General features: G+C 66.7%; 13 protein-coding genes. 4 read left to right on the top strand and 9 right to left on the bottom strand.

The window, feature by feature from the left end; genetic code table 11:
* The first annotated feature begins 159 nt into the window (after positions 1-159).
* On the top strand, positions 160-612 hold the full coding sequence (locus tag RF650_RS09675; RefSeq protein ID WP_131332945.1) for a hypothetical protein: 453 nt from the start codon (positions 160-162) through the stop codon (positions 610-612).
* A 107-nt stretch (positions 613-719) separates the two neighbouring features.
* Here RF650_RS09675 and RF650_RS09670 read toward each other — a convergent pair whose 3' ends face one another.
* The 4 genes from RF650_RS09670 to RF650_RS09655 all read right to left on the bottom strand — a co-directional run bounded on the left by RF650_RS09670 (position 720) and on the right by RF650_RS09655 (position 5,039).
* Positions 720-2,387: a ubiquinol-cytochrome c reductase cytochrome b subunit gene (locus RF650_RS09670; protein WP_098053450.1), complete on the bottom strand. Its 1,668-nt coding sequence runs from the start codon at positions 2,385-2,387 to the stop codon at positions 720-722.
* Positions 2,387-3,481 carry a Rieske 2Fe-2S domain-containing protein gene (locus RF650_RS09665; RefSeq protein WP_368814790.1) on the bottom strand — a complete coding sequence of 365 codons (1,095 nt, stop codon included), beginning with the start codon at positions 3,479-3,481 and terminating at the stop codon, positions 2,387-2,389. The genes RF650_RS09670 and RF650_RS09665 overlap by 1 nt, the downstream gene beginning before the upstream one ends.
* A 70-nt stretch (positions 3,482-3,551) precedes the next feature.
* On the bottom strand, positions 3,552-4,343 hold the full coding sequence (locus RF650_RS09660) for a c-type cytochrome (protein WP_098053448.1): 792 nt from the start codon (positions 4,341-4,343) through the stop codon (positions 3,552-3,554).
* 57 nt (positions 4,344-4,400) lie between these two features.
* A complete protein-coding gene (locus RF650_RS09655; protein WP_098053447.1) occupies positions 4,401-5,039 on the bottom strand; it encodes a heme-copper oxidase subunit III in 639 nt (212 codons plus the stop codon).
* A gap of 175 nt (positions 5,040-5,214) precedes the next feature.
* On the opposite strand from RF650_RS09655, the gene trpD reads away from it, so the two are divergent.
* On the top strand, positions 5,215-6,270 hold the full coding sequence (gene trpD, locus RF650_RS09650; protein WP_368814789.1) for an anthranilate phosphoribosyltransferase: 1,056 nt from the start codon (positions 5,215-5,217) through the stop codon (positions 6,268-6,270).
* Between the two features lie 112 nt (positions 6,271-6,382).
* On the opposite strand, the gene RF650_RS09645 is transcribed toward trpD, so the two are convergent.
* The 4 genes from RF650_RS09645 to RF650_RS09630 form a co-directional block, all read right to left on the bottom strand.
* Positions 6,383-6,664, bottom strand: a complete 282-nt coding sequence (locus RF650_RS09645; RefSeq protein WP_239318451.1) for an Lrp/AsnC family transcriptional regulator — start codon at positions 6,662-6,664, stop codon at positions 6,383-6,385.
* Positions 6,665-6,761: 97 nt separating this feature from the next.
* A complete protein-coding gene (locus tag RF650_RS09640) occupies positions 6,762-7,211 on the bottom strand; it encodes a DUF3054 domain-containing protein (RefSeq protein ID WP_368814788.1) in 450 nt (149 codons plus the stop codon).
* A 177-nt stretch (positions 7,212-7,388) separates the two neighbouring features.
* The gene (locus RF650_RS09635; protein WP_144996666.1) at positions 7,389-7,757 is read right to left on the bottom strand and encodes a YciI family protein; all 369 of its coding nucleotides are present in this window, start codon (positions 7,755-7,757) and stop codon (positions 7,389-7,391) included.
* Between the two features lie 611 nt (positions 7,758-8,368).
* Entirely contained in the window at positions 8,369-9,496 is a 1,128-nt protein-coding gene (locus tag RF650_RS09630; protein WP_368814787.1) for an ABC transporter permease, read from the bottom strand.
* A gap of 25 nt (positions 9,497-9,521) precedes the next feature.
* On the opposite strand from RF650_RS09630, the gene RF650_RS09625 reads away from it, so the two are divergent.
* Positions 9,522-10,232: a TetR/AcrR family transcriptional regulator gene (locus RF650_RS09625; protein ID WP_368814786.1), complete on the top strand. Its 711-nt coding sequence runs from the start codon at positions 9,522-9,524 to the stop codon at positions 10,230-10,232.
* Between the two features lie 163 nt (positions 10,233-10,395).
* On the opposite strand, the gene glgA is transcribed toward RF650_RS09625, so the two are convergent.
* Positions 10,396-11,589 (bottom strand): glycogen synthase, encoded by a 1,194-nt coding sequence (gene glgA, locus RF650_RS09620; protein WP_368814785.1) that lies wholly within the window; start codon positions 11,587-11,589, stop codon positions 10,396-10,398.
* Positions 11,590-11,767: 178 nt separating this feature from the next.
* Here glgA and glgC point away from each other — a divergent pair, with 178 nt between their 5' ends.
* Positions 11,768-13,012 carry a glucose-1-phosphate adenylyltransferase gene (gene glgC / locus RF650_RS09615; protein ID WP_368814784.1) on the top strand — a complete coding sequence of 415 codons (1,245 nt, stop codon included), beginning with the start codon at positions 11,768-11,770 and terminating at the stop codon, positions 13,010-13,012.
* The last annotated feature ends 144 nt before the right edge of the window (positions 13,013-13,156 follow it).

Here is a 13,156-nt window from a genome sequence, read left to right as displayed (position 1 = left end):
CATTGGGTACACCTTGCGTCTGATACCGCGTCATGGGGTGGAATGGTTCCATGGAATCCATAGGGGAGCTGTCGCAGCGCACGGGCGTGTCCCGCCGCATGCTGCGGCACCGCCGGACATCGGCGAGAAGTCGGTCCCACGGAAAGCGAATGAGGCGCGATGGCACGCGAGGTCGCATTGGTCGGATTGCCGGAACTCGAGCTTCACGGGGTTTCGGATGCGGTGCGGGACGAGACCGAGATCCCGGAGGCCGTGGCTCGCCTCTGGCAGCGTCTGGGCGTCCACGGCGCTGATCGGCCACGGGATGTCCAACTCTGCTACGACGGCACGCGTGACGGCACCCTGATCAGGGTCACGGTGGCCGTGCGAGAGCCGGTGTCGGGCACCCGCCCCATAACCTTCCCCGGGGCCGACGTGGCGGCTGTTGTGCGCCTGGGGGACCGGCCGGTCGATACCGGAGACGCGTGGCTAGTGCTGGACACGGAGCTCCGACGTCTGGGCCTGGCGGCAGTCGGACCGTACCGTCAGACCTTCCACACGGATGGGAGCGTCACCCTTGCCGTGCCCGTCAGCTCCGCGCCCCCGTGTGCGGATCCCGAGGTCGGCGGGTAGGGCCGCATCCGGCACGCTCGGCGCTCGAGGCATACAGAAGGGCCCGTCCAGATCAGGTGATCCGGACGGGCCCTTCGTGGAGGAGATCGAGTGCGTGGGCCTGGGGCCTACTTCTCGATCTGCGCGCTGTGCGAGCCGGCGCCGACGCTGGCGGGCTCGGCGTCGTGATGACCGTGAGCCGCTTCCAGCTCGGCGGGCGTCACGGGGGCCACACGGTCCTCGAAGAAGATCCGGCTCAGACCGCCGCGCATCTTCTCACTCGTCGTGACCTTGCCCTTGGCATTGGCACGAGCGGGTTGGACCTTGCGGTCCTCGAAGTTCACGAGCTTGTAGCGACGGTATTCATCCAGGGGCTCGTGGACCTCCACGAACTCACCGTGGGGCAGGGCCTGGATGCGGCCCGACTCGCGGCCGTGGAGCACGATCTCCCGGTCCTTGCGCTGCAGGGACAGGCAGAAGCGGCGGGTGATGATGAACGCCAGGATGGGGCCCAGGAAGTACAGGGCTCGCAGCCAGTAGATGACGTCGTTCACGGCCACATGGAAGTGGGTGGCGATGAGGTCACCGCTGGCCGCGATCATCTGGACGGCGTAGAAGGTGACGCCGGCGGCGCCCACGGCGGTGCGGAACGGCGCGTTACGCGGACGGTCCAGGATGTTGTGCACGCGGTTGTCGCGGGTCACCCAACGCTCGATCCACGGCCACGCGAACATGACACCGAACATCAGGGCCATGGGGATCAGCGGCAACAGAATGGCCAGCGGAACCGCCAGACCGAAGATGTTGACTTCCCACGAGAAGGGCCAGTGACCGGGCATCAGGCGCAGACCGCCGTCGGAGAAGCCCATGTACCAGTCGGGCTGGGAGCCAGCCTGCACGGGGGAGGGATCGTAGGGACCGTAGTTCCAGATCGCGTTGATCGTGGTGGTCGCGGCGATGGCGGCCAGGATGCCGAACACGATGAAGAAGAATCCACCCGCTTTCGCGGCGTAAATGGGACCCACGGGGAAGCCCACCACGTTGTCCTCGGTGCGACCCGGACCGGGGAACTGAGTGTGCTTGTGGACCACGACCATGAACAGGTGGATCACGATCATCATGAGGATCAACGCGGGGATGATCAGCACGTGCACGATGTAGAGGCGACCGATGATCGCGTGGCCGGGGAACTCGCCACCGAACATGAACATGGAGATGTAGGTACCCACGATCGGGACGGCCTTGGCGATCGCGTCCGCGATGCGCAGACCGTTACCGGAGAGCACGTCGTCGGGGAGCGAGTAGCCGGAGAAGCCGGCCACGATCGCCAAGATGAAGAGCACGCAACCCACGACCCAGTTCAGCTCACGCGGGCGGCGGAACGCGCCGGTGAAGAACACGCGCAGCATGTGCACGGACAGCGCCATGACGAACAGCAGCGCGGACCAGTGGTGCAGCTGCCGCAGGAAGAGGCCGCCGCGGATGTCGAACGAGATGTGCAGGGTGGAGGCGTACGCCCCGGACATCTCGACACCCTGCATGGGGACGTAGCTGCCGTTGTAGGGCAGGGACGTCATGGTGGGGTCGAACCAGAACGCCAGGAACGTGCCGGACAGCAACAGGATGATGAAGCTGTAGAGGGCGACCTCACCGAACATGAAGGACCAGTGGTCGGGGAAGACCTTACGGCCGAACTCCTTGACCATCGCGGAGGCGCCCACGCGCGTGTCCACGAAGTTGGCGATCCGGCCCGTGGTGGTCGTGGGGCGGTATTCGAAGTCTGTTGATGTGGACATTAGTTCGCCTCATCCTGCATGTCTTGGACGGCGAGATCGCGCTGCGAGTAGGTCGGTCCCACGGGCTCGTGGAAGTCGCTACGGGCAACGAGGTAGCCGTCGGAATCAACGGTAATGGGCAGCTGCGGCAGGGGGCGGGATGCCGGGCCGAAGATGACCTCGCACTCGTTCGTGAGGTCGAACGTGGACTGGTGGCACGGGCACAGCAGGTGGTGCGTGTGCTGCTCGTACAGGGCGATCGGGCAACCCACGTGCGTGCAGACCTTGGAGTAGGCGAAGATGCCGTCCACGTTCCAGTCACTGCGCTCGGGGGAGACGTTGACGTCCTCCGGGGCCAGTCGCATGAGCAGGACCACGGCCTTGGCCTTCTCGTCCAGGTAGCCCTCTTCGTGGCTCAGGCTGCTGAGGTTCTCCGGGACCACGTGGAACGCGGAACCGAGAGTCACGTCGGACGCCTTGATGGGGGTACCGGAGGGATCGCGTACAAGACGCACGCCCTCGTCCCACATGGTGTGGCGCAGGACCTTGAGGTCGGTGGGACCGAGGTCCTTGAGCAAACCCACGAAGGGGAGGGGCATGAGCACTGCGGCGCCGATCAGCGTGTTGCGCAGCAGCGGGCGGCGCCGCACACCGGACTCGTCGTAGATGGTGTTCAGGATGCCCTGCGCCTCGGCGCGGTCCTTTTCCGGGCGCAGGTCGTGGCGCATCTCCACGATCTCGTGGTCCGGCATGAGGGTACGGGCCCAGTGGACCACCCCGATACCGATGCCGAACATGCCGAGGGCGATGCCGAGGCCCAGCAGCAGGTTCTGCAACCGCAGCTGCGCGGTGGGCTCGGTGTTGACGGCGTCGTACAGAGGACCGTCCACGCGGATACCGAAGTACGCCACGAAGAACAGGATGGATCCAATGATGGAGAGCAGGAACAGCAGGACCACCTGGTGTTCAGCTCGCTTCGCGGCCTTGGGATCTACGTCCGTCACGCGGGGGCGGTGCGGTGGAAGCCCCGGGTTGGGGAAGTTTTCCGTGCCCGTTCCGTCCGAGGTGACAACCGCCCCGCTCTTGTGGGGAGTGCCGTCACGATGGTCGCCCATGTGGTCCCTCATTCTTCTCTTGGTGCTGTGAATACTGTTTCGGGTGCCGGTGGGTACCGGCGGGGCGCTCTCAGGCGGAGCGCGAGGTCAGCCACACGGTGAAGCCGATGACGATCACCAGGCCGATGGTCCAGATGAACAGGCCCTCGGACACGGGGCCCAGGGAGCCGAGGCTGAAGCCACCCACGTTGGTGTTGTTGTCGAGGGTCTTCAGGTACGTGATGACGTCCCGCTTCTCCTCGGGGGTGATGTTGGCGTCGTTGAACACCGGCATGTTCTGCGGGCCGGTCTGCATGGCCTCGTAGATGTGCTTTTCGCTCACGCCCATGAGGGAGGGGGCGAACTTGCCGCGGGTCAGGGCACCGCCCTGGCCAGCGGCGTTGTGGCACATGGCGCAGTTGGCCAGGAACACCTTGGCGCCGTTGGCGGAGTTGCCCTCGCTGATGTCGAGGTACTCCTCCTCGGGGACGGAGGGGCCGGCGCCCAGGGAAGCCACGTACGCGGAGAGCTGCTTGGTCTGTTCGTCGTTGAACTGCTGCGGCTTGACCTGCGCCTGGGGGCCCTGCATCTGCATGGGCATACGGCCGGTCCCGACCTGGAAGTCGACGGAGGAAGCGCCCACGCCGATCAGGGAGGGACCGGTGTTGGTGCCCTGGGCCTGCATGCCGTGGCACGTGGAGCAGTTGGCCAGGAAGAGCTTCTGCCCCTCCTCGACGTCCTGAGCCGAGTACGTGGTGGTGTCGGCCTTGGCTTCATTGGTGGTTGTGGCAACTGCGTAGAGTCCACCGGTCAGAAGCAAAGCCATGACCAACAGCGCGAGGGCTGCCATGGGATGGCGGCGCTTTTGTGAGAGTGCCTTCACGTCAAACGTTCCTTTTACTCGGTTCTAGAACTTGGATGGGCCAACGGTCCTGGGGGCCTACTTGATGAAGTAGACCAGCACGAACAGGACGATCCAGACCACGTCGACGAAGTGCCAGTAGTAGGACACCACGATGGCCGAGGTGGCCTCGTAGTGACCGAAGCGCTTGGCAACGAAGGCGCGGCCCATGATGAACAGGAATGCGATCAGGCCACCGGTCACGTGCAGGGCGTGAAAACCGGTGGTGATGTAGAAGGCGGAGCCGTAGGCGTTCGCGGCGATCGTGATGCCTTCGGAAACGAGAGCAACGTACTCGTAAACCTGCACGGACACGAACACGGCGCCCATGAGGAAGGTCAGGGCGAACCACTCAGTCATGCCCCACTTGGTGAACTGGAGGATGCCGCCGGTGCGCCGGGGCTGGAGCCGCTCGGCGGCGAAGACGCCGAACTGGCACGTGACGGAGCTCAGCACCAGGACGATGGTGTTGGCCAACGCCATGGGCACGTTGAGCAGCTGTGTGTTCTCGTGCCAGACCTCCGGGGAGGTGGCGCGCAGAGTGAAGTACATGGCGAAGAGTCCGGCGAAGAACATCACTTCGGAGGACAACCACACGATGGTGCCCACGGAAGTGAGGTTGGGGCGAGTGATGGTCGCGCCCACCGGTTTGGCTGGGGTATGAGTCGCAGTTGTCACAGAGACATTATGTCGCCAAAACTCCTGGCGAACCAACCACCACGGCCTCCGCAGCGCATCGTGTCGCGTCCCCGAGGTGTGATCTGGACGACCCTCCCGTCCGCCGGGCCGCGGTGGGCCGCGGCCTGCCGCCGCACTGCGTCACGCGGAGTGATGGCGCGATAGAGTCGAAGCCGTGACTACCTCGAACGCCTCCCGCACGAACAACCACTGGCCAGACGTGTTGACGAGCTTGTCCCGCGGCGAGGACCTGTCATGGGACCAGTCCTACTGGGCCATGGACAACATCATGGCGGGCGAGGTCCCCGACACCGTGGTCGCGGGCTTCCTCATGGCGTTGCGCACCAAGGGGGAGAGCGTGGCCGAGCTCAACGGTCTCGCGGACGCCATGGTCGCTCACGCCCGCCCCATCTCCGTTCCCGCCCCGGCGCTGGACATCGTGGGCACCGGCGGGGACCGCCTCTCGAGCGTCAATATCTCCACGATGTCCGCCCTGGTGTGCGCGGGCGCGGGGGTGCGGGTCGTGAAGCACGGCAACCGGGCGTCGTCGTCCAAATCGGGATCGGCGGACGTCCTGGAGGCCCTGGGCGTGCAGCTGGACATGCCCGTCGAGCGCGTCCAGCGCGCCGCGAGCGAGGTGGGGATTACCTTCCTGTTCGCGCAGACGTTCCACCCGTCCATGCGCTTCGCGGCCGCCGCGCGCAAGGCTCTCGGGGTCGCCACGGCCTTCAACTTCCTGGGTCCGATCACCAATCCGGCCAAGGTCAAGGCCTCGGCGATCGGCGTCGCGGACGAGGCTCTCGCCCCGCTGATGGCCGGCGTGTTCCAGAACCGTGGCGACCGCGCTCTCGTCTTCCGCGGCGGCGACGGGCTCGACGAGCTCACTGTCACCGCGCCGTCGCGGATCTGGGAGGTGCGGGACGGCCGCACCACCGAGCACACGCTCGAGCCCCTCGACCTGGACATGCCGCGCGCCACGATCGAGGATCTGCGCGGCCAGGACGCCACTTACAACGCGGGTGTGGTGCGCGACGTCCTCGACGGCTCGCCCGGACACGTGCGCAACGCGGTCTTGTTGAATGCCGCGGCCGGCCTCGTGGCCATCGATGAGAATGCCGAGGCTCCGTTCGCAGAGCGTTTCGAGGTCGCGGTCCGGCGTGCAGCGGAGTCCGTGGATTCGGGTGCCGCGCGCGACGTCCTCACGCGCTGGGTCGAGTTCGCGGCCCGCTGACCGCTACTTGGCGGCCGCGCGTGGGCGGCCTATTCGCCTTCCGATGAGCTGACGACGACGCCGCTCGCCCGGGTTCCGGGGGACCGGCGTCGTTCGTTCTACGGTCCGGGAATCAGTCGTCGATGCCCAATGAGAACGCGGCGTCGAGATCGTGCGTGCTGTAGGTGCGGAAGGCGATGTTGGTGTTCGTGGACTCGACACCCTCGACCTTCGACAGCTGATCGGCGATCACGTTCGCGAGTCGTTCGTGCTGGTGGACCCGGACCACGGCGATCAGGTCCCACTCACCGGTCACCGAGTAGACCTCGGTCACCCCGCGGATATCCGAAACCTCCTGGGCGACCTCCGGAATCCGGTCCGACGAGGTCTTGATCAAAACGATGGCGGTGAACATGGGGTTCCTTTCCACGGTGTCACTCCACTGTATCGGTGGGTCGACGGCGCGGTGGGTGTCTCGGGGCGGCCGATGAGCCAGGGGCGTCGTGGCCGTTTCAGCGACGACGAACTCGGGCTACGCCTGCCAGAACGAGGCGGTAGCCCACCAGGAACGCTCCCAGCACCACCAGGCTGACCAGGACGAACGACCATGCGATGCCCTGGCCGGTGAGCGTCCGCAGGAACATGCCCACGATCTCGGTGCTGAGCCACACGACTAGGCCCGTAGGCACCACGGCGGCCGGGCGGTGCGCACCTCGGGCCGCGAACCATCCGATGAGGGTGCCCACGAGGAAGGGCCACGCGGTCGTGAGCATGCCCAGGACGTCCTCGCCGTGGGCGGATCGCCCAATGGCGGCGAAGACGATCACCAGAACGAGGTCCACGGCCAAGAAAAGGGGCCAGGCCCTCGCGGTTCGCTCGGCGGGAGGAGCTGGCCGGGGCGACTGCGGGGGAGAGGCCACTGATGTGCGGGAGTCCGATCCGGGACTGAGTTGCGAGCTCATGTCTCTATTTTATGGCGGTGTTTGGAGTGGCTCTTGTCGGCACGTGATTCTGGGCGAAGTTTATCGTGAAGGTTCTAGGTTTGAGTTCGAGTCCCACCTGAGACTGGAAGCAAACGACCTGCGCTTCGCCCAGCGACGCGTGGTCCTTTTGGGTCATTGTCGGCGCACAGGGGCCATTCACACCTCGAGAGCTCGGACCTCCACCGGTTGGCCGCATGCCGCCGACGCCTTGGCTGCTAGCTCCATGGCGCCTGCCTCGCTCGAGACCTCGACGATCCAGAAGCCACCCAACGCCGCACCCGAGCCCACCCGGGGACCAAGGGAGACCACAGGCGCATCACCGGACGCACCCGTGGCGTCCACGGTGTGAGCGGTTTCCGGCGGTGTGAGTCCACCGGCGAGCACCCACTGACCGGAATCCTGCAGATCCTGGTTGAAGGCGGCGACTGCGTCGAAGGCGCGTTGCATGTCGTCCTTGGACTGATATGCCTCGCCGGAGGCCTGGACGCCCGGATCGTGGAAGACGGAGATCATGAACTGGGTCATGGTAGAGCCTTTCGCATTGTGGAATATCTACTGCCTTGTCAATTGAGCATCTTGACGCATCGATGGTGGCGCTGTCCGGAGCCATCGGCGGGATGAGGCACCAGGTGCAATCCACGGACGGAATCGGTCGGCTGATGACCATAGGCCACCATGGAACTCATCATGGCGCAGGATGTTGAACGGGATGTACACCGGCAGGAATTTCATGCCGCACATGTCCCGATTCGTTGATCCATGTCGTCGTGCGGTGTGTCGTGCAGCAGACAACGTGCCGCATTACGTCCCGGGGTGACTCGTGCCGGAGAGATTCGAGGCTGGGTGTCCACGCGTGGCCACCTGAGGCATCGCAGAGGCCGAATGAGGTTCGCCCCATATAGCGTCGCCGCCGACGTACCTCTATGACCGATAATGTACATTATGTAAAGTACATCGAGAGGAGCCAGGGGGAACCGCTGATGTGCGGCTCCCCCTGGCTCCTTCTGCAGGTGCGTCTGCTGTCCGCTCGGTGTGGGCTGCGTGGCGAACTCGACGCGCTCCGGGCCCCGCACCAGCTGCCACCGGATCGGTGCGGGCCGGGTACGCCCCTGGCCGTCAGTCGCTCTCGGCACCCCTCACGCCGCGGCCACCGGCGCGGGCTGCGCCTCCTCCTTGCCTGTGAGCGACGACTCGTTCTTGTGGTGACCCAGGAACGTCAGGATGATCCCGAGCGCCACCCACCCGATGAGCGCCCACACCTGCGCGGCGATGTTCGCATCCGGGAAGTACGAGAGGTCGCGCAGCAGCGTTCCGGACAGGCCGGGCACGAGCCACTGCCCGATCTCGCCGAACGGCGGCAGGATGAACTCCTTCGGAGAGGTCAGTGCGGAGATGGGGTTGCCGATGAACATGGTGAGGACGGCGCCCACGGCCAGTCCGGCGCGTCCGATGAGCGAGCTCAGCCCCACGATCACCGATGCCGTGGCGGCGATGCCCAGCCCGATGGCCGCCCAGTTGGCAAAGAAGTTTGCCTGCAGGATCCCGAACAGGCCCTGCAGGATGGCCGCCAGCACGAATCCGCCGATCACGCCGTACAGCCCCAGGGCCAGCAGGTGCTTGCGCACGCCCGTGACGAGCGTGGAGATGAGGATGCCGCCGATCATGCCGCCCATCGTCAGGGGAAGCCCGGCAATCGCCAGCCCGCTCCCCCGCGGATCGTCCTCGGACAGCGGGACCATGTCGGTGGTCTTCACGGTGGGCGGGGTGGCCGCCTGCTGCTGGGGCTGCTGACTCAGGGCCGCCATGCCGGCGGGCCCCTTGGCCAGGGCGCCCTTGATCTTCTCGAGGGCCTGCGTGGTGCCCTCGATGACCTTCTGGTCGATGCCGCGCTGCATGGTGGTGGCCACGCCGCCCAGCATCTGCGAGACCACGGGGCTGGCCGCACTGGCGGTGAGGATCTCGGGCTGGTCCCCCAGCACGACGCCCCCGTACACCTCGCGGGTCCTGATGCCGTTGACCGCGTCCTCCCGGTGGGCCACGGGGTGCACGTCCAGCAGCTTGTCGGGCATCTTGGCGGTCACGGCGTCGATCTGCTCCTGCGTGCCCACGACGGCCACCGGCAGGTTCTCGGTCCTGGAGGTGGCCGTGGGCCACGCGAACGCGAGCAGCACGATGGAGACCACCGCCGTGGCGATCAGTGCCGCCTTGACGCTCTTGAGCCAGTCCGGGCGCTGCCGGGGCTCCGGAGTTCTGATGTGGGACACAACCCACCCCTTCCACAAAGAATGAATGTTCTTGGAAAGTGTGGACCCGCTCCGCTATGCTGTCAAGAACGATCATTCGTTTTTGGAGGTGGACGTGCCCAAGGTCACGGAAGAGCACAGGGAGCAGATGCGGCGTCGAATCCAGGACGCCGCCCTGGTCTGCATCGGCCGCAAGGGGTTCTCAGCGGTGTCCATGGCGGACATCATCGCGGAGTCGGGCCTCTCGGCCGGTGCCGTGTACGTCTACTACCGCGGCAAGGACGACCTCTTCCTGGACGCGAGCCGCGGCGTGATGCGGGACCGGCTCGGGGCGCTGAACCGGCTGCACGAGCACAGCCCGCTCCCCCATCCGGCCCGCGCCATGGCCATGGTGGTCACGGACCTGCCCGAGGGTGCGACCTTCCCGGGCCTTCCCCTGCAGGTGTGGGGTGAGGCCGTGCGCCGCCCTGAGCTGCGGGCGGCCGCCCGCGCCATCCTCGCGGAGGCGGGCGGCCACCTGCGTCGCTACCTGAGTGCCTGGTTGCGAGCCGAGCACGGCATGGCGGAGGACGACGCCGATCGGCTGGCCGACCGTCTCCGTCCCGCGTTCATCGGGCTGGTCCAGGGCTACATGGTGCAGGTGAGTCTGTCGGAGGACCCGGAGCAGACCCACGAGGCCTACGTGGCCGCCGTGGACTCCCTGCTCAGCGGTGTTCTGGCCCAGACGGGTCAGGACACCGGGCCCGCCGACGGCTGACCGGGCGGCGGGGCAGGAATAGTGGCACGGCAGCCCGGGAGCGCCGAACCCGCCGCAGAGGGGAGAGTTCCCCGGCCTGTCCGTGGGGCCGTGCGTGCCGGGCATGCGCGGACCCCGGGGCCCGGGGACAACGTGGTCCGAGTCGGGAGGCGCGGGGCGGGCCTCAGAGCACCGAGCGGTAGACCTCCAGGGTCTGCTGCGCGATGGACTCCCAGGAGAAGTGCTCCTCCACGCGGCGCCGCCCGGCCTCACCCATGCGGCGAGCGCGCTCGGGGTTGGAGACCATGTCCGTGAGGGCGGCGGCGAAGTCGTCCACGAACTTCTGGGGGTCCAAGGGTGTGCCGGTGCCGTCGGTGACCTGTTCGATGGGGACCAGGCGGCCGGTCTCGTCGTCGACGACGACTTCGGGGATGCCCCCGGTGGCAGTGGCGACCACGGCGGCGCCGCAGGCCATGGCTTCGAGGTTGACGATGCCCAGGGGCTCGTAGACGGAGGGGCACGCGAAGGCGGTGGCGTGGGAGAGGATCTGGATCACGGCGCGGCGGGGCAGCATCTTCTCGATGAGCACCACGCCCTCGCGCTCGGTCTTGAGCTGGTCGATGAGGGCGTTGACCTCGGCGCCGAGCTCGGGGGTGTCAGCGGCGCCGGCGCACAGGACCAGTTGCACCTCGGGCGGCAGCTGCAGAGCGGCGCGCAGGAGGTAAGGCACGCCCTTCTGGCGGGTCACGCGGCCCACGAAGACCACGGAGGGCTTGGTGGGGTCGATGCCGTACTCGTCCAGGACGTCGGTGTTCTCGTCTCGGTCCCACTGGCTGACGTCGATCCCGTTGTGCACGGTGCGTACACGCTGGGGGTCCACGTCCGGGTAGGAGGCGAGGATGTCGCGGCGCATGCCGTCGGACACGGCGATGACCGCGGCAGCGGCCTCGTAGGCGGTCTTCTCCGCGAAGCTGGACACCCGGTACCCGCCGCCGAGCTGTTCGGCCTTCCACGGGCGCAGGGGTTCCAGGGAGTGGGCGGAGAGCACGTGGGGGATGTCGTACATGAGGGAGGACAGGTGTCCACCCATGTTGGCGTACCACGTGTGGGAGTGCACCAGATCCGCGCCCTGGATGTCCCCGATCATGGTGAGGTCCACCCCGAGGGTCTGCACGGCGGCGTTGGCATCGGCCAGTTCACCCGGCACGGGATACGCTTGCACCTGGGCGCCATGGAAGTCCGGGTCCCGGGGTTCGCCGAAGCAGCGGATGTTGAGGTCCACGAGCGGTGCGAGCACGCGGGACAACTCGGCCACGTGCACCCCCGCTCCCCCGTAGATGGCCGGCGGGAACTCTTTGCTCAGGATGTCTACTCGCACACTGCGAGCGTACTGCACGGGGGTGCTCGCACACAGGTGCGCAAAAGTTCGTGAAACTTCCGGCGACACGGTGTTCCGCCTCGCCGAGTGGGACACAATGACGGGGAAGACCAGTCAAAGACGACGCCGTGTTGTGGTCCGCGAGGGCTCTGACTGGCTCGGGAAGTGAGGGGTACGAATGTCACGACACAAGAAAGTCCTTGCCATTGTTCTGGCCGGTGGGGAGGGCAAGCGCCTGATGCCGTTGACGGAGGACCGGGCCAAGCCCGCCGTGCCGTTCGCGGGCGGGTACCGGTTGATCGACTTCGCGCTGTCCAACCTGGTGAACTCGGGGTACCTGCAGATCGTGGTGCTCACCCAGTACAAGTCCCACTCCCTGGACCGGCACCTGTCCGAGACGTGGCGGTTGTCCACGCAGCTGGGCAACTACGTGACCTCGGTGCCCGCGCAGCAGCGCCGCGGCAAGGAATGGTTCCTGGGTTCGGCCAACGCGATCTTCCAGTCCATGAACCTGATCGACGACGCCGATCCGGACATCGTGGTGGTCGTGGGCGCGGACCACGTGTACCGGATGGACTTCGCGGACATGGTGGAGAAGCACATCGAGTCCGGGGCCAAGGCGTCCGTGGCCGGTGTGCGCCAGCCCATGGAGATGGTGAAGTCCTTCGGGGTGATCGAGACGGACCCGCAGGAGCCTACGAAGATTACGCGGTTCGTGGAGAAGCCGGACTCCACGGCTCCCCTGCCGGACGACCCGAACGCGTTCCTCGCGTCTATGGGCAACTACGTCTTCGACCGGGACGCCCTCGTGGAGGCGCTGCGCGCGGACAACGAGCGCGGGGACACCAACCACGACATGGGCGGGGACATCATGCCCCACTTCGCGGACCGCGGTGAGGCCATGGTCTACGACTTCACCCACAACGACGTCCCGGGTTCCACCGACCGCGACCGCCAGTACTGGCGGGACGTGGGCACCCTGGATTCCTACTACGACTCTCACATGGACCTGATCCGTCCGCTGCCGGTGTTCAACCTCTACAACTACGACTGGCCCATCTACACCCACCAGATCATGGCCCCGCCGGCCAGGACGGTGCGCGGGCCCAACGGTCAGGCCGGCGTGGCCTTCGACTCGATCGTCTCCCCCGGTGTGCTGATCACCGGCGGGCACGTGGGCTCCTCGGTGCTCTCCCCCAAGGTCAAGGTGGAGCACGACGCCCGCGTGACCGAATCGGTGCTCATGCAGAACGTGCAGATCGGCGCCGGGGCCACCGTGCACCGCACCATCCTGGACAAGAACGTGATCGTCCCGCCCGGGTTCACGGTGGGCCTGGACCGCGAGCGCGACCTCGCCCGCGGGCTCACGGTCACGGATTCGGGGTTGACGATCGCGCCCAAGAACTACCGCTTCCAGGACTGAGTCCGGCTCTCGTTCCGTGACACCCACTCGGCGGCCCCGCTCACGCGAGCGGGGCCGCCGTCGTAGGCGCGGACGAGGGCGCGGTCGGGAGCCCGGGCGGGGACGACGACGCCGTATCGCGCGGTTGCCGACGGCAGCGTCGTC

The organism is Kocuria sp. CPCC 205297, assembly GCF_040981035.1.
Classification (GTDB): Bacteria; Actinomycetota; Actinomycetes; order Actinomycetales; family Micrococcaceae; genus Kocuria; species Kocuria marina.
The sequence above is the reverse complement of the archived record's forward strand: the minus strand, read 5'-3'. Positions and strand labels throughout refer to the sequence as shown.